Origin of the sequence: Pseudomonas putida (assembly GCF_001976065.1) — a bacterium.
In the GTDB taxonomy this organism is placed as follows: domain Bacteria; phylum Pseudomonadota; class Gammaproteobacteria; order Pseudomonadales; family Pseudomonadaceae; genus Aquipseudomonas; species Aquipseudomonas serbica.
Window position 1 is genome coordinate 1,025,870 of record NZ_MNAH01000001.1, and the last position, 20,172, is coordinate 1,046,041.

The following is a 20,172-nucleotide window of genomic DNA, read 5'->3' on the forward strand; positions in this document are numbered from 1 at the left end:
CCTTACCCCTTTAGAATCGCGGTGTAATTCTGGCGGTGCTGAGGGGCCGCTCAAAAGCTCACGACCCCCAGCGAGCTGACGCTATTTTTGCCAGTTATCTATCAGCCACTTAAGAACGGCGTCCCTATTCTGCACGGTTCCAGGCAGCTTGGTCTTGATCAATTTCTCAGCGTGGAGAGCTTGTTCTTTGGATTTGCAGATGCTGTTCAGAAAGTACAGCACCTCATAGCCTTCGTCCCGATCGACTTTGTCACGGTCGAGCTTCCCCGTGTAATTAGGGTTGTCCCCTTCATCGGCCTTCCATGTGTATTTGTAGGCCAAATCACCTTTCGTGATTACAGACATGTTCTCTCCTTGTTGAGGCGTTCAGAGGATTCCGCGCCCTGCCAAGGTTGATATTAACGCACCGGGATTTGCAATAGCTTTTTGGCATCACACCGTGACAGGCTGCGCAAAACCTCCTCTGGAGGCCGCGTGTTTCCGTTTGCATAAGCACAAAAAAGCGGATGTTTTGCCACCATTGGAAAGCCCTGTTATCCTTGTAAAACAAGTGCTTAGGTGGGTACAGTCCCCAGCATGGGGTGCTAGGGGTCGAGTGTTCGAATCACTCCGTCCCGACCATATAATTCAAGGGGTTGCGAGATTTTATCTCGCGACCCTTTTTTATTTTTAGTCGTTTTTACTCCTACAAAACCACTGGCTCTGGGTGGAATTCTCAGCGGATCCCAAGGTCGTAACTTGCTCATTCCTGCCGCATATTGCCGGCATCATCGATCGGAAAAATTCGTTCAGGTTGTTCAATGCTGTTTTGCCACTCTTATCCGTATAAGTATTTGCATGAGGATGAAAGCTGCAATGGGGGCCATTCCGATCACTGCTGATCTGGGAGACAGGTCCATGCCCAGTAAATGCATTCCCGAGAAGAGCATTATCAAAAGGTTCAACACGTAGTAGGTGATGGCGATGATCGAAAGTCCTTCCACTGCTCGCTGAATCTTGATCTGTGCATCAGCTCGAATATTCAGGCTTTTCAAGATTTCGGCATTCTGCTCTTCCATTTCCACCTGAACGCGCGCCTGCAGAAGGTCGCCCAGATTGGCCACGCTCTTGGCCAAAACGTCGAGTCGTTGTTCCGTCACGGCGCAGTATCTTACCGTCGGCTTGAAGCGCCGTTCGATGAAGATACCCAGGCGTTGGCAGTCACCTGCGCGGTCCTCGCGCAGTTCTGCCAGCCGTTCGAAAACAAGTTGCGCGTAGGCTTGCGTGGCGCTGAAGCGGTGACGGTACTTGGCCGAGAGGCTGACGACTTTTGCCGACAACGCTGCAATTTCTGTCAGCAGTGCTTTTGCATTGCTCGCACCTGGAGCAGCATTTCGCTCCGACAGGTCGGCTAGCGTTCTATCGAAAGCATTGAGTTGCGAACTCAATTGCTTTGCGGCTGGAAGCGATAGCGAGGCCATCATGCGATAGGTTTCAATCTCGAGTAGTCGGCGAATCATTCGCCCCTGTCGGTAGGCATTGAGGTGATGGTTGACAAACAGAAACCGGTTCTCGCCGCATTCGCTTAACCGGAAGTCGCTCCATACCGACGCATCGCCACCACCAATGGAGGATCCGCACGGGTCCTTGAACCCGTATTGCGCGTGATCTCCGGCAAAGGCGCTCTGGTTACGCACCACAATTTGCACGCGGTTGATCAGCAACTGGGTGAAAGGGCTGATTTTCGCGGCCAAGGCATCAGGCAATGAAATCCATTGCGGGCTATCCGTGGAAGCGGTGACTACATAAGTGAGGGTAAAGAATTCGGCATGTCGCTCCCATTTCAGCCAGTGCCCATCAAGCCTGATGATGCCTTGGGGTAGGTCATCATCAACCGGCTCGGTATAGAGACTGTTGAGCAGTGACTGGCGATCGCATTCACTACCTATGATGGCCAGGTGAAAAACATGGGCCGGCTCGCTGAAGTACAGGGAAGGGCGGGCGTGCAGTTCATTGTGAAGCGCATGTCGTAGCGGGTGCATGGTGCCTATGCCTTGAGCGCTGAGTCTTTGCCGCAGGTGATGATGCCCAGAACAAAGTGGGTGAGGGCATCGGTGAGTTTTTGCTCCGGGACTTCAATGCTTTGCCAGAGGGACTGTCCGTAGAGCATGCCGATAACGGCCTCGGTGATCAGGCCTGTACGGTCACTGATGCAGCCGGTTTCGCCGCACTCCGCGGAAATGATGGCTTTCAACAAAGCGGCGTAACTGCTCTTGAGCTGGTTGATTTCCTGTTGTTGTTCATCGGTCAGATTGACGAACTCACGGGTTACCAATAACAGCCGGTGCTTCTCGGCCAGGTTGAAAACCACAAATGCATGCACAAAGCGCTGAAGACGGTCGCGATGAGTCCGGGCGCCGCGCATTCGGCGCTTGGTATCGGCCAGCAGGTCAGATACCGCGCCTTCGATCAGCTCGAACAACAGGCACTGTTTGTTCTCGATATGGTTGTACAGCGAGCCGGCATGCAGCCCCAGCTGTCCTGCCAGGTCGCGCAGGCCGATGGCCTGGTAGCCACGAGTCGCAAAGAGTTCCAGCGCCACATCCAGTAGGCGGTCGCGGGCACTGTTGGGTACAGGTTTCGAGGAGATGGTGGCCGCAAGCATTGTGCTGTCCTGTGTGCTTCATCTGGTTATTTGCCGACCATTGTCGGACAAATTCGGTTTGACCAAATGTAAGACAACAGGCATCTTACGTAAAGACTAATCGCGGAGGTGTTTTATGGATGGGCAAACGGTCGTAATCGTCGGTGGCGCTTCGGGTCTGGGGTTGGAAACGGCCAAGCTGATGCGTAAGCGCGGAGCAGGAAAAATCGGCATCATCGATAGAAATGAGCAGTTGATGGCAGCGGCTGCGGAGATTTTGCGTGCCGATGGTTGCGAGGTTGCCACGGCGGTGGGTGACATCTCACGCCAGGAGTCCGCCCATGGTGCTTTCCAGCAGATCGTCGATGCGCTGGGGCGCGTGGATTGCCTGGTCAACAGCGCCGCGATCTATCCGCGCAAAGATATTTTCGAGATCACCGACGAAGAATGGGACCTGGAAAATGCGGTCAACATCAAAGGCACCTACCACATGATGGTGGCTGCGGTGAAACACATGCAGGCCTATGTGGCGGAGCCCGCCGTGACCGGTCGTATCGTCAACGTTACCTCGGTTGATGCCTTCAAGGCCCATCCGCAGAACGCCCACTACGCCGCGACCAAGGCCGCCGTGGTCAGCCTGACCAAATCCTTTGCCCACGCCTGCGCCAAGGACCAGATTCTGGTCAATTCCGTAGCGCCGGCGGGCTTTGCCACCGAACGCGCCAAGCAGTTGGGCTTTCTTGGTGAGCTGGCTGCAGCGAACCCGTTGGGGCGCGCCGCCGAGCCTGCCGAGATTGCCGAGTGGATCGTCATGATGGGCAGCAGCCGTAACAGCTACGCCACCGGTGAAAATGTGATCGTCAGCGGGGGATACATCTATGCCTGATAAAGTGTCGGTACCGGCGATCTATCGTCGGGCGCTGGTAACGGGCGCCACCAGCGGTATCGGCAAGGCCGTGGTATTGGCATTGCGTGATGCCGGATTGCAGGTGATTGCGGTCGGGCGTAGTCCCGAGGCGCTGGACGAGTTGCGCGCCGAGCCGGGCGTGACGGTCGTGGAAGCCGATGTGCGTCAGATTGAGGCGTTCAGCGAAATCCTCGTGCGTTACCCGGTGGATGTGCTGGTCAACAATGCCGGGGTGCTCTCGACGCGCTCGTCTTTCCAGGAGATGGATCCGGCTGAAATCGACAACATGTTCGATATCAATCTCAAGGCGCCTTTGCATCTGACACGCAAGGCATTGCCGGGAATGATCGAGCGTGGCTTTGGCCATCTGTTCTTTATTGGTTCCAGCGCCGGCAGGGCGGCGCATCCTGGAGCGGCAGTGTATGGCGCGTCCAAGGCGGGGATCAGTTTGTTCTGCGATGCCTTGCGCTGCGACTTGCTCGGCAGCGGAGTGCGGGTGACGGAAATTGCCCCCGGACGGGTCCAGACTCAACTGTACAAAAACGCCATGGGTATGCAGGCCGCAGGCGCTGAATTGTACGAAGGTTATGAGTCGATTATGCCGGAAGATATTGCGACGTTGCTGCTGGCAGCATTGAGCTTGCCACAACAAGTGGATGTGTCGCGTCTGGAGGTGTTCCCGACCGCGCAAGCGGTGGGCGGGGCACGCATGGTCAAGACGAAGGGTTGATGATAAGGGCCGGGATTTTGTTGATCCCGGTCGACGCTTTTACGAGTGTCTGGAGAAGCAGAATGCCGTGTGACAATGCTTGACTACCTGTAAGACAACATATAACTTACATTTCAAGCGGGCTTGATTGCCTCTTGTCATGAAACCGGGAATTTCAGGGGATACGACGATGACTGCTACTTCATGCCGGGTCGGCGTGGACATAGGTGGGACCTTTACCGATATCGCGCTGGACGTAGGCGGGGTATTGCATTCAACCAAAATTCTTACCGACTATGAGCTGCCAGAGCGCGCCATTCTCACCGGTGTGAAAAGTGTCATCGAGGCCGCCGGCCTGAAGCTGTCCGACATTGATCAACTGATCCACGGCACCACCCTGGCCACCAACGCATTGATCGAGCGACGCGGGGCCAGGACTGCATTCATCACCACCGAAGGTTTTCGTGACACGCTGGAAATGCGCACCGAAAACCGCTTCGAACAGTACGACATCAACATCACCTTGCCGCCGCCGCTGATCGAGCGCGAGCACCGCTACACCCTGCGCGAGCGTCTGGATGTACACGGTGATGTGTTGATCGCCCCAGAGCAGGCTGATATCGATGCACTGGTTGAGCGGGTGGCCGAGGGTAATTACGAAAGCATCGCGGTTGGCCTGATTCACAGCTACGTCAATGGCGCCCACGAACGTCTGCTGCGCGACGCTTTGCAGCGCCGCCTGCCGAAGGTGTCGGTCTCGATCTCCAGCGAAGTTTCGCCGCAGATGCGCGAGTTCGAACGCTTCAATACCGTGTGTGCCAACGCCTATGTGAAGCCGCTGATCAAGTCCTATCTCGATCGCCTGGTGGTGACGCTCAAAGAGTCCGGCGCCAATTGTCCGGTGTTCATGATCCACTCCGGTGGCGGGATCATCTCGGTACAGAGCGCCGCGGAATTTCCCGTACGCCTGGTCGAGTCCGGCCCGGCCGGTGGTGCAATTTTCGCTGCTGACATCGCGCGCAAGTATTCGCTGGATTCGGTGGTTTCGTTCGACATGGGCGGTACCACGGCAAAAATCTGCCTGATCGAAAACCAGGTGCCGAAAACCGCCAAGACCTTTGAAGTGGCGCGTACCTACCGCTTCAAGAAGGGCAGTGGCATGCCGATCTCGATCCCAGTGGTGGAGATGGTCGAAATCGGAGCCGGTGGCGGCTCAATCGCCAGCATCGACAGCATGCGTCAGATTCGGGTAGGGCCGCACAGTGCCGGCTCCGAACCGGGGCCTGCCTGCTACGGTCGCGGTGGGCTGGAACCGACCATCACCGATGCCAACCTGTTGCTGGGTCGTCTCGACCCTGACAATTTCGCTGGCGGTGCCATGCGCCTGTCCCTCGACAACGCTGCTTCAGCTACCGCCCGCGTCATCGGTGCGCCGCTGAGCATGGAGGCGGTCACTGCTGCCTATGGTGTCTGTGAAGTGGTCGATGAAAACATGGCCAACGCCGGCCGTGTGCATGCGGTAGAAAGCGGCAAGGACATCGCCGAGTACACCATGATCACCTTTGGTGGCGGTGGCCCACTGCACGCCGCGCGGCTGTGCGAAAAAATGGGCGTGTCGCGCTTCCTGGTGCCAGCGGGTGCAGGTGTCGGTTCGGCGATCGGGTTCCTGCGCGCGCCATTCGGCTACGAGGCAGTACGCAGTGCCTTTGTGCGCCTGTCGGAGTTCGACGCGCCACAGGTCAATGCCTTGATCGATGACATGAAGGCCGAGTCCATCGGCTTCCTGCGCCAGGGCATGCCTGAAGGCGAGCCAGAACTGGAGTGCACCGCGTTCATGCGCTATGTCGGCCAGGGTTGGGAAATTCCGGTGGCTCTGCCATTCAAGCCCTTCAGCAACAGCGACACCGCGCAATTCAAGGCGCTGTTCGAAGCGGCCTACACCCAGTTCTTCGGGCGTCCGATCGAGGGGCCGGATGTCGAGATCGTCAGCTGGTCGGTCAAAGCCAGTTCGCCACTGCTGCCGGTGCAACCGGTCGAGCAGATCAGCGCTTCGCACCGCGCCCACGAAGTGTCGCGCCGTGAGGTCTTCGACGTGGTCAGCGGTGGTTTCGTCGACGCCGGCATCTTCCAGCGCGAGGAGCTGCAACCGGGTGCCCGCATCGATGGTCCGGCCATCATCGCCGAGCGCGAAACATCGACCTTCGTGTCGTCCTCCTTTACCGCCACCGTTCAGCCTGACGGCTGCCTGCTGGTTGTCCGGCGCTAAGCCTCACTTGCATAGAAGGCGATTTTCCCATGAGCGATACCTTGATCGATATTCAAATGCAGGTGATGTGGAATCGCCTGATTTCGGTGGTTGAAGAACAGGCCCTGACCCTGATCCGTACCGCGTTCTCCACCAGTGTGCGTGAAGCCGGCGACCTGTCTGCCGGAGTCTTCGACCGCGCTGGCAACATGCTTGCCCAGGCGGTCACCGGTACGCCGGGGCACGTCAACACCATGGCCGAGGCGGTGGCGCATTTCATCAATGAAATCGGCCTGGACAACATCTTCGAAGGCGATGTCTACGTGACCAACGACCCTTGGAAGGGCACCGGTCACCTGCACGACATCACCATCGTTTCGCCCTCTTTCTACAAGGGCAAACTGATCGGCTATTTCGCCAGTACCGCCCACGTGGTGGACATTGGCGGTCGCGGTTTCGGCCCGGACGCCCGTGAGGTCTACGAAGAAGGCCTGTTCATCCCGATCATGAAGCTGTTCGAGCGTGGCAAGGTCAACCGCGACCTGATCAACATCCTGCGCAACAACGTGCGCGAGAACGATCGGGTGGTCGGTGACTTCTACGCGCTGTCGGCCTGCAACGAGACGGGTCACAAGCGCCTGCTGAGCATGCTCGAAGAGTTCCGCCTGGAAGACCTGGAGCACATCGGCGGTTTCATTCTGGAGCACAGTCGCCGCGCGACGCTGGAGTGCTTCAAGTCGCTTCCGCACGGCACTTACCAGAACAGCATGACCCTGGATGGCTACGACGTTCCAGTGACCCTGTCGGTAACACTGACGGTCGGGCCGGACGGCATCCTCACCGATTTCAACGGCACCTCCGGGATGAGCCAGTTCGGTATCAACGTGCCGCTGGGCTATGCCAAGGCGTATGCCTGCTACGGCCTCAAGTGCATTGTCGCGCCTGAGATCCCGAACAACTCCGCGTCCTTGGCGCCGTTCGATGTGGTGGCACCCGAGGGCTGCATTCTCAATGCCAAACACCCGGCGCCAGTCTCGGTACGTCACGTGCTCGGGCACTTCGTACCTGACCTGGTGCTCGGTGCGCTGCACAAATGCCTGCACGGCCAAGTTCCGGCCGAGGGCGCCAGTGCTCTGTGGAACCTGCACTTGAGCGTTCGCCCTCTGGAAAGCAATCCAGAAGGGCGCAATGCCGAGATGCTGATGTTCAACAGCGGCGGCATGGGCGCACGCGCCGCCAAGGACGGCTTGAGTGCCACAGCATTCCCGAGTGGCGTGCACACCATGCCGGTCGAGGCCACCGAGCACGCCGGGCCGGTCATTGTCTGGCGCAAGGAACTTCGTAACGGTTCCGGTGGTGCCGGCCAGCTGCGCGGTGGTCTGGGGCAGGAGATCGAAGTATCGGCTGCCGAGGGTTATTCGTTCCGCTTCAGCGCCATGTTTGACCGCATCCTCTATCCGGCACGCGGCCTTGAGGGCGGCAAGGAGGGCGCCAAGGGTTACGTCGGTCTGGACGACGGCACACTGTTGCGCGGCAAGGGGCAGCAGTTCGTGCCTTCGGAGCGCCGTCTGATTCTGAGCCTGCCAGGCGGTGGTGGTTATGGCGATCCGCGTCAGCGCCCGCGTGAGGAAGTCGAGCGCGACCTGCGCTTCGGCTACATCAGTGCCGAACAGGCGCGTGACGATTATGGCTATGAAGCCGGGCAGGGGAGCAAGTGATGGAATTTCAAAGTTCGCGGGTCAGGACAGTCAAGAGTTCGCCAAGTATGGCGGTGTCGGTCCTGGCCAAGAAAATGCTCGCTCAAGGCGAGCCGGTGATCAATCTCAGCCTGGGCGAGCCGGACTTCAATACCCCGGCCCACGTCATCGAGGCGGCCTACCAGGCCATGCTTGCGGGCAACAACCACTACACGGCGCCCAACGGATACGAGGCGTTGCGCCAGGCCATCGTCGACAAGTTCAGTCGTGAGAACGACCTGAACTACGGCCTCGACGAAATCTGCGTAGCCAACGGTGCCAAGCAGCTGCTGTTCAATGCCTTCCTGGCGACTCTGGAGCCGGGCGACGAGGTCATCACGCCGGCGCCGTATTGGGTGTCCTACACCGACATGGTGCTGCTCAACGGTGGTGTGCCCAAAGTCATTCCCTGCGGCTCCGAGTATGGCTTCAAGCTGGATGCTGCCCGGCTGGAAGCGGCCATTACACCGAAGACGCGCTGGTTGATGCTCAACTCGCCGAACAATCCCTGTGGCGCGATTTACAGTCGGGAAGAGTTTGCCGCGCTGGGCGCGGTTTTGCAGAAGCACCCACGGATCCTGGTGATCTCCGATGAGATCTACGAACACATCATTCTTGGCGACAAGCCTTTCGTGCCGTTCGTGACCGCGTGCCCCGAACTGCGCGAGCGCACGCTGCTGATCAATGGCGTGTCCAAGGCTTACGCCATGACGGGCTATCGCCTGGGATATGCCGCTGGCCCGAAAGAGCTGATCGTGGCGATGAACAAGACCCAGTCGCAGACCACCACTTGCCCCTCGGCGATCTCGCAACTGGCCGCCGCCGCGGCCTTGAGTGGCCCGCAGGATTTCGTGCGCGATGCCAACCGCGAGTATCAGGCACGCGGTGCCATGGTCGTCGAAGGCTTGGCGGCTATCGAAGGGCTGGAATTGCAGATGCCGGAAGGGGCGTTCTATGCCTTCCCGAAATGCTCGGCGTTCATTGGCAAACGCACGCCGGACGGACAGGTGATCGAGACCGATACCGACCTCTCCAACTATCTGCTGCGGGTCGGCAAGGTCGCCACGGTGCCGGGTTCCGCATTTGGCCTTGAGCCCTATATTCGCCTGTCTTTCGCAACGTCCCGGCAACAGCTTGAGCAGGCCATCGTGCAGATGCGCGATGCGCTGGCCCTGTTGGTTTAAGCGTTGCAGTCACTGACTAATTCGAGATTGATCTGATGAGCAAGCCTTTCAAACGACTGTTGATCACCGGTGCTGCCGGCCGCCTGGGCAAGGTCTTGCGCGAGCACCTGCGAGATTTCGCCGATGAGCTGCGCCTGACCGATATCGCTGACATGGGCACGGCGGCGCCGCACGAGCAACTGGTGCGCTGTGATCTTGGCAATCTTGCCGATGTACTGCCGCTGGCCGAAGGCGTCGATGCGATCATCCATGCCGGTGGTGTACCGCTGGAAAATACCTTTGCCGCGATCCTCAACGGCAATATCGTTGGTACCTACAACATCTACGAAGCCGCGCGTCAGCATGGTGTGAAGCGAGTGGTTTACACCAGCTCCAATCATGCCATCGGCTTCTACGATCGTACCCAAACTATCGATTCCACCGTAGCGCATCGTCCCGACAGCCTGTACGGCGTGAGCAAATGCTTTGCCGAGGATCTGGGTCGCTATTACTGGGACAAGTTCGGCGTCGAGTCGGTGAACCTGCGCATCGGTTCCTCATTCGAAGAGCCGCTGGATCGCCGCATGCTGGCGACCTGGTTGTCGTTCGCTGACTTTGCCCAATTGGTGGAGCGCTCGCTGACCGCGCCGCGTGTTGCGCACATGATCGTCTATGGCATGTCGGCCAACCGTGAATCGCTGTGGGACAACCGCACGGCCTCGTCGATCGGCTACGTGCCGAAGGACAGCGCCGATGATTACCGGGAAAAAATCGAAGCGAAATTCCCACCGCTGGACCCCAATGAGCCCGCCGCCCGCTACCACGGTGGCAACTTCGCCGGTGCCGGTCATTTCGAAGATCCGAAGTAACGTCTACCCATCGAATTCAAGAGGTCCGAGCCATGGCTTCGACAGCAACAAAGCAGCATTACGACGTGGTCATCGTGGGCGGAGCGGTGAACGGCAGCGCCACGGCGTATTTCCTCGCCAACAACCCGGACTTCACCGGGTCGGTGTTGGTCATCGAGCGCGACTGGACTTACGCCCAGTCGGCGACAGCGCTTTCGAGCAGCTCGATTCGCGTGCAGTTTTCCAACCCGATCAACATCCAGATTTCCCGGTTTGGTGCGCAGTTCATCCGTGATTTTCCGCAACTGATGGAGGTCAACGGTGACAAGCCTGACCTCGCGTTCAAGGAAAACGGCTATCTGTTCCTCGCCGATCAGAAGGGCTTCGAAGTACTCAAGCGCTTGCACCAGACCCAGCTGGATAACGGTGCCGATGTCACGCTGATGGATACCGAAGCGCTGATCCGGCGCTTCCCTTGGGTCAACCCGGACAGCCTGGCCGGGGGTACTTACGGCGAGAAGGACGAGGGTTGGTTCGACAACTACGGGATCATGAACGGCTTTCGCAAGAAAGCGCGCTCGATGGGCGTGGAGTACATCGAGAACGAAGTGGTCGAGGTGCTGCGCAAGGGCGATCTGGTCACGGGCGTGACGTTGGCCAGCGGCGAACGCATTGACTGTGATTATCTGATCAACACTGCTGGTACCCGTGGGCCGAAAGTTGCCCGAATGGCCGGTCTGCAAATACCGGTCGAGCCACGTCGGCGCTCTCTGTTCGTGTTCGACTGCCATACGCCTCTGGAGGGTGTCGTGCCCTTGACCATCGACCCGACCGGCGTGTTTTTCCGCCCGGAAGGTCACCTGTATCTGGGTGGCACCTATCCAAAGTCGGACCCGGAAGTGGACTTCGACGACTTCGATGTATTGCACGACGAATTCGAGGAGGAGGTCTGGCCGATTCTCGCCGAACGGGTTCCGGCATTCGAAGCGATCAAGGTGGTCAACTCCTGGGCTGGTCACTATGACTTCTGCGTGCTGGATCACAACGCAATCGTCGGCCCGCACAGCGAAGTTCGCAACTTCTTCTTCTGCAACGGTTTCAGCGGTCATGGGCTGCAGCAAGCGCCCGCCATCGGTCGGGGCCTGAGTGAGCTGATCACCTACGGCCAATACCGCAGCCTGGACCTGAGTGCGCTGTCTTACGAGCGTGTGGTTGAAAACCGCCCCTTTTTGGAAGACTCGGTCATCTGACCGTGCGGCCTGATGGAGAACACTGATGACTAACAACAATTCCAAAGCGACCCGCACCGGTGGACAGGTGTTGGTCGATGCCTTGCGCATCAACGGCGTCGAGCGCGCTTTCTGTGTGCCGGGCGAAAGTTATCTGGCGGTGCTCGATGCACTGCACGATGCCAAGGACGATATCGAGCTGATCGTCTGCCGACAGGAGGGCGGTGCGGCTTACATGGCCGAGGCCTACGGCAAGCTGATGGGCAAGCCGGGTATCTGTTTCGTGACCCGTGGCCCTGGCGCCACCAATGCTTCTGTGGGCGTGCACACTGCGTTCCAGGACTCCACGCCAATGATCCTGTTCATCGGCCAGGTGGCTCGGGATCAGGTCGAGCGTGAGGCTTTCCAGGAGATCGACTATCGCCGCATGTTTGGTCAAATGGCCAAGTGGGTTGTTGAAGTTGATGACGCCGCGCGCTTGCCGGAGCTGCTGAGCCAGGCCTTTCATCGCGCCACTAACGGTCGACCTGGTCCGGTCGTCGTGGCGCTGCCGGAAGACATGCTGACAGACCTGGTGGATGTAGCCGATGCCGGCCCGGCACAGTCCATCGAGCCGGCGGCTTCACCGGCTGCGCTTGAGCAACTGCAAAGCCTGATCGGCCAGGCACAGCGTCCGCTGGTGGTACTCGGTGGTGGTGGTTGGAGCGCGGAAGCGGTGAGTGACATCCGCGAATTCATTGAGAAACAGAACCTGCCGGTGGCGGCGTCGTTCCGCTGTCAGGACCTGTTCAACAATACGCTGCCTAATTACGCCGGTGACCTCGGTCTGGCGGCGGGGCCCGAGTTGGTCGAGGCGGTAAAAAACTCGGATCTGTTATTGGTGATCGGCGCGCGTCTGGGTGAGATGACTACAGGTGGCTATTCGCTGGTCAATATCCCGGTGCCGAAGCAAAAGCTGGTTCACGTGCACCCGGGGATTGAAGAGCTGGGTCGGGTTTATCAACCCACCCTGGCGATCAATGCCGGAATGAAAACCTTCGCAGCGCAGGTGGCGGCTTTGCCAGTCGTCAATCCGCAAGGGTTAGCGGACTGGACAGCGCAACTCAACCGCGGCTATCGCGCTAACTTCGATTGCCCGGCCTCACCGGGACCGGTGCAGATGAGCGAAGTCATCGCCTGGCTGAATGATCGCTTGCCTCACGACAGTATCATTACCTGCGGGGCGGGCAACTACACCGGCTGGGTGCACCGCGGCTATCAACACCGCACCTTCCGTACGCTACTAGGGCCAACCAATGGCTCGATGGGTTACGGAGTTCCAGCGGCGGTGGCGGCCAAGATCACTGCACCTGAGCGCATGGTTGTGGCATTTGCCGGTGACGGTTGCTTCCTCATGAACGGTCAGGAGCTGGCGACGGCCGCAAACTACGACGCTCGTCTGGTGGTAATCGTGGTCAATAACGGCATGTACGGCACCATTCGCATGCACCAGGAGCGCAGCTATCCGGGTCGTGTTTCCGGAACCGAACTGCACAACCCGGATTTCGCCATGTTGGCCCGTTCCTATGGCTTCCATGCCGAGACGGTCGTGGCAACCGAACAGTTCGCCGATGCGTTCGAGCGGTGTGTCGATTCGCACAAGCCGGCCCTGATCGAGATCCAGGTCGATCCGGAAGCGTTGACGCCGCGAATGACCTTGAGCCAGATACGCGAAAAAGCCCTCGCTTCGCGCTGATTGACCTCGGGCGGGACGGATTGATCGTCCCGCCTTTTTTTTGCCTTCAATTTATACGAGCACCTCATCATGAGACTTGCCGATCCTGAACTGCTGCGTGAATTTTGCTACATCGATGGTCAATGGGTGGCGGCTGACAATGCCCAAACCATCGACGTCACCAACCCGGCTACCGGTGAGGTGATAGGGCGTGTACCGCGTATGGGCGATAGTGAAACCCGCCGTGCGGTTGACGCTGCACAAGCTGCGCTGCCCGCCTGGAGGGCGCTCACCGCCAAGGAACGTGCGTCGCGCCTGCAAGCCTGGTTTCGCGAAATCATGAATCACCAGCAGGATCTGGCGCAGATCATGACCGCTGAACAAGGCAAGCCCCTGGCCGAGGCGCGCGGAGAAATCGCCTTCGCTGCCGCTTATGTCGAGTGGTACGCGGAGGAGGGTAAGCGCATATATGGCGATGTTATCCCGTCGCCCCATGCCGATCGACGCCTGATCGTGACCAAGGAACCCATCGGTGTCTGTGCTGCGATTACGCCGTGGAACTTCCCGGCGGCGATGATCACTCGCAAGGCGGCGCCGGCGTTGGCGGCGGGTTGCACGCTGGTGCTTAAACCTGCGTCACAAACGCCTTTCAGCGCGCTGGCACTGTGTGTACTGGCAGAGCGAGCGGGTATTCCCCGAGGCGTATTGAGTGTGATCACCGGTGACTCCGCCGCGATTGGCGGCGAGCTCACGTCCAGCCCGATCGTACGCAAACTGTCGTTCACCGGATCCACGCCGATCGGCATCAAGCTGCTGGAGCAGTGCGCCGCCACCGTCAAGAAAGTCACCATGGAACTGGGTGGCAACGCGCCTTTCATCGTGTTTGACGACGCCGATCTCGACGCTGCGGTCGAGGGTGCGCTGATCGCCAAATTCCGTAACGCCGGGCAGACCTGTGTGTGCGCCAACCGCTTCTTTATCCAGGATGGCATCTACGATCGCTTCGTCGAGAAATTCGCCGCGCGGATCAAAAGCCTGGTGGTGGGCGAGGGCACTCAAGCGGGCGTCGAAGTCGGCCCGATGATCGACGCCAAGGCGCTGGCGGGTGTCGAGGCATTGGTGGTCGCAGCCCGGGAAGCCGGGGCGCGAGTCGTGGCGGGCGGCAAGCCTCACGCCTTGGGTGGTGCTTTCTATGAACCGACTTTGCTGGCCGACGTGACGGCTGATATGCGTGTGGCCCAGGAGGAAATCTTCGGGCCGGTGGCGCCGTTATTCCGCTTCAGCAGCGAAAACGAAGTAGTTGCCCTGGCCAACGCCACGGAGTTCGGCCTGGCCTGTTACCTCTATGCCCGTGATCTTGGGCGGGTTTGGCGGGTGTCAGAGGCTCTGGAATACGGCATGGTCGGTGTTAATGTGGGCGTGCTGGCAACCGAGGTTGCACCCTTTGGCGGGGTCAAGTCTTCGGGGCTCGGCCGTGAAGGATCACGCTACGGCATCGAGGATTACGTCGAGATCAAGTACCTGTGCCTTGGGCTTGGCTGACGGAATGGAACGGCAGGGCGGAGATCACTCTCCGCTCTGTACCAGGCGTTGATAGCGCGACAGGCTTTCTTCCAGGTGCTTGCGCAGTGCGTTGCGGGCGCCGTTGATATCGCCCATGGTGATCGCCGAAAGAATCGCGCCGTGTTCACGGCCGATTTTCTTGATGTGTGCCTGACGGCTTTTGCCTGTGGATTGCCCATGTTTGAGGTGCAGGTCAAAAATGATGTCCGGCCCCAACGCCTCTAGAAGCTGGGTGAAATGAGGATTGTTGGTTGCCCGGGCGATGGCCAGGTGAAACTCGAAATCGGCCTTGGCCTCTTCTTCCAGATCAGTGCCATCCAATGCATTGAAGCGATCAAAAGCCTGGGTAATATCGGCCATGCTGGTCGGGCTGCGGCGTTCGGCGGCGCGCGCCACGGATTCGGTTTCAATGCCCAGGCGCAGCTCCAGTATTTGTGCTGCGGCGCGTACATCATCTACAGCAGTGCTGAGCGCATAGCCGATGCGCTTCACGTCCTGCTCGACAACAAACACACCCACGCCTTGACGTGCAATCAGGCGACCGCCCAAGCGCAGCGAAGCGACTGCCTCGCGGATGACCGGCCGGCTGACGTTGAATTCTTTGCACAACGCCTGTTCGGATGGCAGTTTCTCACCAGGGCCGTAAGTGCCTATATCAATGCGATTGGACAGTTCACGGATAACCGTCTCTGCAAGATTTTCCCTGCGCGTACCAGTTGTCGCGTCCATTTTTGTAGCTCCTGAACATGGTTGCTCATCACGGAAGATGAATGGTTGAACAGTTGAATGGACCTCGTCAAATAAATGCAAAGTCTCTGTTTATTTCATCAAAAGGCCGATGATCCGGCCAGTTGACCGCTTCCTATATGTTATCAAACAACTGACCTCACATGGTGCGATCGTCCCATCTCAGCGATGGGCGTGCGTCGGATGTGTGCATTTTTTTGCCCTCCTGAAATTCTTCTTTCTCATTTTCGCTGACGCCTAGCATATACCAATTGACAGTTGCCTGCTGACTGTTATCTTACAAGTGCGGTCGCCGCTGGTGACTGCACAATGCAGTGAGATTGTCCCGAAGAAGGTCTGGTTGCCGTGACAGGGCTCCGGGCGTGGAAAAGAAGACTTGCACGCCAACGTGCGCAATTCGTTTGTCCGATGATTTCTGGGAGGGGTATATGCGTAAACACAACCTGATCTTCACAGCACTCGCTGCGGCCATGGCTTCAGCACTGAGTGTCGGGATCGCCACCGCGGCGGACACCGAGCAGGTCCGGATCGGCTTCGCTGGCCCACTGACCGGGCCGTCCGGCCACCAGGGGCTGGATGTCGAGCATGGCGTCAGCATCGCCATCGAAGAGGCTAACCAGCAAAAGCTGAAAATTGGCGACAAGGTGGCAGAATTCAAGCTGGTTTCCGAGGACGATGTGGCTGACCCGCGCACCGGCACTGCAGTCGCCCAACGCCTGGTCGATGCCAAGGTGGCCGTGGTGATCGGTCACTACAACTCCGGTACCAGTATTCCTGCTTCAAAAATCTACGGCGATGCGGGTATCCCGCAAATCTCGCCATCTGCCACCAACCCGGCGTTGACCAAGCAAGGCATCAAGTCGGTTTTCCGCGTGGTCAATGACGATGCGACCTTGGGTCGTTATGCCGGTAACTACCTGGTCAACAAACTCGGCGCCAAACGCATTGCGATCTTTGATGACCGCACCGCGTATGGCCAAGGGTTGGCGGATGAAGTGAACAAGGCGGTCAAGGCCGCTGGCGGCAATGTCGTGGTGCGTGAATACACCAATGACAAAGCCACCGATTTCAATGCCATTTTGACCACGGCAAAAGCGCAGCAAGTGGACGCGGTGTTCTTTGCCGCCCTGGATTATCAGGCCGCACCGATGGCCAAGCAGATGAAAAACCTGGGCATCAAGGCCAAGTTCATGAACATCGGCAACCTGCCGAATGACGAGTTCAAGAAAATGGCCGGCAGTGCGGCTGAAGGTGCTTACGCCTGGAACTACGGCACGCCTCTGCAGGAAATGCCAAAGGGCGCCGCTTTCGAGCAAAAACTCAAGGATAAATATGGCATGGGTGTGGTGCAGTCATCGCCGGCTGCCTACGACGCCACTTGGGCTGCGATCAATGCAATGGTCAAGGCGCAATCGGATGACCCTGCCGTTTACCTGCCTGTGCTGAAAAGCTCCAGCTATGACGGTGTCACCGGGACCATCGCATTTGACGAGTCCGGCAACCTGAAAAACGCAGCGGCAACAATTTTCCAGTTTGAAGATGGCAAATGGAAAACCCTGGCTGTCGAACGCGAGTAAGTCTTTGCAACACCCAGAACGATAAGCGGGCCGCCACGGCCCGCGACAACAACAAGAAGACTTTTTTCTGATCTGCCATGAGTTTCATCGCGTGCTCTCGTAAGAGATCGCCGGTGAATACAACGCAGCTTTGAGGATTCACCAAGTGGACGCCAATCTTAGTATCTTGTTGCAGCAGATCCTCAATGGTCTGGTGCTCGGCAGTATCTACGCCCTTGTGGCGCTGGGCTACACCATGGTTTACGGCATCATTGGCCTGATCAACTTCGCCCATGGCGAGATCGTCATGGTCGGTGCGATGGTGACGATTTCGGTGCTGACCATGCTGGCAGGGTTTGGATTTGCACCAGGCGTACTGACGCTTATGTTTGCAATCATGATTGCGGCTGTCGTCTGCATGCTGATGGCACAAGGTATGGAGAAATTCGCCTACCGACCGTTGCGCAAGGCCCCGCGCCTGACACCCCTTATCCTGGCGATCGGCATTTCCATTTTTCTACAGAACCTGGCGATGATGATCTGGGGGCGAGGGTACAAGACCTTTCCCGAGGTCGTGGAAACCCGGCCTGTCGAAGTGTTCGGCGCCACCATTACCAACATCCAGATGAGCATCATGATCATCTCGGTCGTCATCATGTTTGCCCTATGGGTGCTGGTGGACAAGACCCGTCTCGGCAAGGCCATGCGGGCCACGGCGCAGAACCAGGAAGTCGCAGGTTTGATGGGTATCAACATCAATCGGGTGATTTCAGCCACCTTCGTTATCGGCGCATCGTTGGGTGCCATAGCCGGTGTCATGCGCGCGGTCAACTATGGCCAGGCCGATGCCTACATGGGTTTGCTGCTGGGTCTCAAGGCCTTTTCGGCGGCGGTACTGGGCGGCATAGGCAACCTCTTCGGCGCGATGGCGGGGGGTATCTTGCTGGGGCTGATAGAGTCACTCGCCGCAGGTTACACCGGCCACCTGACGGGTGGATTCCTCGGCGCGAATTACCAGGACATCTTCGCCTTCATGGTACTCATCATGGTCTTGCTCTTCCGGCCTAACGGCCTGATGGGCGAGCGCCAGGCTGACCGCGCATAGGAGGCTCTGCCATGAAGAACCATTACGCTCAATACGCGCTGCTCCTACTTGCCTTCATTGCGTTGCCTTTCGTGGTCGACGCCATTCCGTTCCTCGGACCAACCTGGGTACGCATCCTCGGCTTCGCTATGCTCTATGTGCTTTTGGCGCTGGGGCTGAACATCGTGATTGGCTACGCCGGTCTGCTGGACATGGGCTACATAGGCTTCTACGCCATTGGTGCCTATTTGTATGCGCTGCTTTCCTCCCCGCACCTGAACATGGCGGGGTTGGCGGAGGGGGTCCTGAACTGGCCGCTGTGGATCATCATCCCGCTGGCCGCCGTCATTGCCGCGATATGCGGGGTATTAATCGGCGCACCGGTGCTCAAGTTGCGCGGTGACTACCTGGCTATCGTCACGCTTGGCTTTGGTGAAATCATCCGGATCTTCATGAACAACCTCGACCAACCGGTGAACATCACCAACGGTCCGCAGGGGATTTCCGGCATTGCACCCTTGCACATCGATGCTGGCGCCTGGAGTTACGCCAGTGGCCACGCACCTGAGGCCATCTTGTCGTTGCAGTCCAAGTGGAGCCTGTTCGGTCTGCAGGTTTCGCCGGTCATCAGCTACTACCTGTTCTTCCTGGCAGTGGTGGTCCTTTCGATCATCCTGTCCAAGCGCCTGGAGGTGTCGCGCATCGGTCGTGCCTGGATGGCGTTGCGCGAGGACGAAGTAGCAGCCGAGGCCATGGGCCTGAACAAACGCAACTTGAAACTGCTGGCCTTTGCCATGGGTGCGACCTTCGGTGGGGTTTCCGGTGCGCTCTTTTCCGCCTATCAGGGTTTTGTCAGTCCCGAGTCCTTCACGCTGATGGAATCGATCATGGTCCTGGCGATGGTGGTGCTGGGGGGAATGGGGTCGATCCGCGGCGTGGTGCTGGGCGCGTTGATTCTGTCAATCATGCCCGAGGTATTCCGCGACCTAGTCAACTGGGTGCAGCCGTTCATTATGGATAACGTGACCTTCATCAGTCGCGAAGTGCTACGCAATATCCTCGATGCTTCAACGTTGCGGATGTTGGTATTCGGTCTTGCCTTGATCCTCGTCATGCGCTTCCGCCCCGAGGGGCTGTGGCCATCGAGCCGTCGCCGTGCCGAGTTGCATGAAGACGAAAGCGAGGCACTGGTCCCGGCCCCTGCGCTGGAGAGCAATGTAGAACATCTGGAATCCGCGACAGCCGAGTTCAGGCTCAAAGAGGTGAATAAGGTATGAGCGACGTACTGCTGGAACTGCGTAAAGTCAGCAAGTTTTTTGGTGGGCTACAAGCGCTGCATGGCATCGATTTGAGTATCAAACGCGGTGAAATCCGCGGCCTGCTCGGCCCGAACGGTGCGGGTAAGACGACGCTGTTCAACGTATTGACTGGCCTCTACCGCGCCGAGGAAGGCAAAGTGGATTTCAACGGCAAGCCGCTGCGCATCAGCAAGCCCCATAAAGTGGTGGAGGCTGGCATCTCCCGCACCTTCCAGAACATTCGTCTGTTTCACAACATGACGGCGTTGGAGAACGTCATGATCGGTCGTCATGTGCGGACAAAAAGCGGAGTGTTCGGCGCTATTTTACGTACCCGTCGCTGTGTTCAGGAGGAGCGCGAGATCCATGAAGCGGCGCGCTACTGGCTTGACTATGTCGGCATTGGGCGATTTGCCGGCGAGCTGGCAAAAAACCTGTCCTACGGTGATCAGCGTCGCCTGGAGATTGCCCGGGCCCTGGCCACCGAACCGCTACTGGTCGCCCTCGATGAGCCGGCAGCCGGCATGAACGCTTCGGAAACCGAAGGCTTGCGGCAGTTGATGTGCAAGATGAAGGGCGATGGCAAGACGGTGCTGCTGATCGAGCATGACGTGAAGCTGGTCATGGGCCTGTGCGATCACGTCACGGTGCTGGAGTTTGGCAAGAAAATCGCTGACGGCCTGCCTGCGCAGGTACAAAAAGACCCTCGGGTGATCGAGGCTTATCTGGGCACTGAGACGGTGGCTTGAG

General features: G+C 58.5%; 17 protein-coding genes. 13 read left to right on the top strand and 4 right to left on the bottom strand.

Features of this window, described 5'->3' with window-relative positions; all coding sequences use genetic code 11:
* Nucleotides 1-81 precede the first annotated feature (81 nt).
* From BKX96_RS04795 to BKX96_RS04805, 3 genes are all read right to left on the bottom strand, one after another.
* Nucleotides 82-345 (bottom strand): hypothetical protein, encoded by a 264-nt coding sequence (locus BKX96_RS04795; RefSeq protein ID WP_077182895.1) that lies wholly within the window; start codon nucleotides 343-345, stop codon nucleotides 82-84.
* 452 nt (nucleotides 346-797) lie between these two features.
* The gene (locus BKX96_RS04800) at nucleotides 798-2,021 is read right to left on the bottom strand and encodes a DUF3422 domain-containing protein (RefSeq protein WP_077182896.1); all 1,224 of its coding nucleotides are present in this window, start codon (nucleotides 2,019-2,021) and stop codon (nucleotides 798-800) included.
* A gap of 5 nt (nucleotides 2,022-2,026) precedes the next feature.
* Entirely contained in the window at nucleotides 2,027-2,644 is a 618-nt protein-coding gene (locus BKX96_RS04805) for a TetR/AcrR family transcriptional regulator (protein WP_077182897.1), read from the bottom strand.
* A gap of 115 nt (nucleotides 2,645-2,759) precedes the next feature.
* On the opposite strand from BKX96_RS04805, the gene BKX96_RS04810 reads away from it, so the two are divergent.
* The 9 genes from BKX96_RS04810 to BKX96_RS04850 all read left to right on the top strand — a co-directional run bounded on the left by BKX96_RS04810 (nucleotide 2,760) and on the right by BKX96_RS04850 (nucleotide 14,716).
* Nucleotides 2,760-3,509, top strand: coding sequence for an SDR family NAD(P)-dependent oxidoreductase (locus BKX96_RS04810; RefSeq protein ID WP_077182898.1), 750 nt, complete (start codon nucleotides 2,760-2,762; stop codon nucleotides 3,507-3,509).
* Nucleotides 3,502-4,260 (top strand): SDR family oxidoreductase, encoded by a 759-nt coding sequence (locus BKX96_RS04815; RefSeq protein WP_077182899.1) that lies wholly within the window; start codon nucleotides 3,502-3,504, stop codon nucleotides 4,258-4,260. Before BKX96_RS04810 ends, BKX96_RS04815 begins: the two co-directional genes overlap by 8 nt.
* Before the next feature lie 169 nt (nucleotides 4,261-4,429).
* The gene (locus tag BKX96_RS04820) at nucleotides 4,430-6,505 is read left to right on the top strand and encodes a hydantoinase/oxoprolinase family protein (RefSeq protein WP_077182900.1); all 2,076 of its coding nucleotides are present in this window, start codon (nucleotides 4,430-4,432) and stop codon (nucleotides 6,503-6,505) included.
* Nucleotides 6,506-6,534: 29 nt separating this feature from the next.
* Nucleotides 6,535-8,202, top strand: coding sequence for a hydantoinase B/oxoprolinase family protein (locus tag BKX96_RS04825; RefSeq protein ID WP_077182901.1), 1,668 nt, complete (start codon nucleotides 6,535-6,537; stop codon nucleotides 8,200-8,202).
* Nucleotides 8,202-9,404, top strand: coding sequence for a pyridoxal phosphate-dependent aminotransferase (locus BKX96_RS04830; protein ID WP_077182902.1), 1,203 nt, complete (start codon nucleotides 8,202-8,204; stop codon nucleotides 9,402-9,404). The genes BKX96_RS04825 and BKX96_RS04830 overlap by 1 nt, the downstream gene beginning before the upstream one ends.
* Nucleotides 9,405-9,439: 35 nt before the next feature.
* On the top strand, nucleotides 9,440-10,252 hold the full coding sequence (locus BKX96_RS04835; RefSeq protein ID WP_077182903.1) for an NAD-dependent epimerase/dehydratase family protein: 813 nt from the start codon (nucleotides 9,440-9,442) through the stop codon (nucleotides 10,250-10,252).
* Between the two features lie 32 nt (nucleotides 10,253-10,284).
* Nucleotides 10,285-11,481, top strand: a complete 1,197-nt coding sequence (locus BKX96_RS04840; protein WP_077182904.1) for an NAD(P)/FAD-dependent oxidoreductase — start codon at nucleotides 10,285-10,287, stop codon at nucleotides 11,479-11,481.
* A gap of 25 nt (nucleotides 11,482-11,506) precedes the next feature.
* Nucleotides 11,507-13,195, top strand: a complete 1,689-nt coding sequence (locus BKX96_RS04845; protein ID WP_077182905.1) for a thiamine pyrophosphate-binding protein — start codon at nucleotides 11,507-11,509, stop codon at nucleotides 13,193-13,195.
* Between the two features lie 69 nt (nucleotides 13,196-13,264).
* Nucleotides 13,265-14,716, top strand: a complete 1,452-nt coding sequence (locus BKX96_RS04850) for an NAD-dependent succinate-semialdehyde dehydrogenase (protein WP_077182906.1) — start codon at nucleotides 13,265-13,267, stop codon at nucleotides 14,714-14,716.
* A 24-nt stretch (nucleotides 14,717-14,740) separates the two neighbouring features.
* Here the strand turns inward: BKX96_RS04850 and BKX96_RS04855 are convergent, their stop codons facing one another.
* Nucleotides 14,741-15,547, bottom strand: coding sequence for a FadR/GntR family transcriptional regulator (locus tag BKX96_RS04855; RefSeq protein ID WP_256721382.1), 807 nt, complete (start codon nucleotides 15,545-15,547; stop codon nucleotides 14,741-14,743).
* A gap of 365 nt (nucleotides 15,548-15,912) precedes the next feature.
* Here BKX96_RS04855 and BKX96_RS04860 point away from each other — a divergent pair, with 365 nt between their 5' ends.
* The 4 genes from BKX96_RS04860 to BKX96_RS04875 all read left to right on the top strand — a co-directional run bounded on the left by BKX96_RS04860 (nucleotide 15,913) and on the right by BKX96_RS04875 (nucleotide 20,171).
* Entirely contained in the window at nucleotides 15,913-17,061 is a 1,149-nt protein-coding gene (locus tag BKX96_RS04860; RefSeq protein ID WP_077182908.1) for a branched-chain amino acid ABC transporter substrate-binding protein, read from the top strand.
* 145 nt (nucleotides 17,062-17,206) lie between these two features.
* Entirely contained in the window at nucleotides 17,207-18,145 is a 939-nt protein-coding gene (locus tag BKX96_RS04865) for a branched-chain amino acid ABC transporter permease (protein ID WP_077182909.1), read from the top strand.
* 11 nt (nucleotides 18,146-18,156) lie between these two features.
* Nucleotides 18,157-19,401: an ABC transporter permease subunit gene (locus tag BKX96_RS04870; protein ID WP_077182910.1), complete on the top strand. Its 1,245-nt coding sequence runs from the start codon at nucleotides 18,157-18,159 to the stop codon at nucleotides 19,399-19,401.
* Complete coding sequence (locus BKX96_RS04875; protein WP_077182911.1) at nucleotides 19,398-20,171, top strand: ABC transporter ATP-binding protein; 774 nt, start codon at nucleotides 19,398-19,400, stop codon at nucleotides 20,169-20,171. Before BKX96_RS04870 ends, BKX96_RS04875 begins: the two co-directional genes overlap by 4 nt.
* The last annotated feature ends 1 nt before the right edge of the window (nucleotide 20,172 follow it).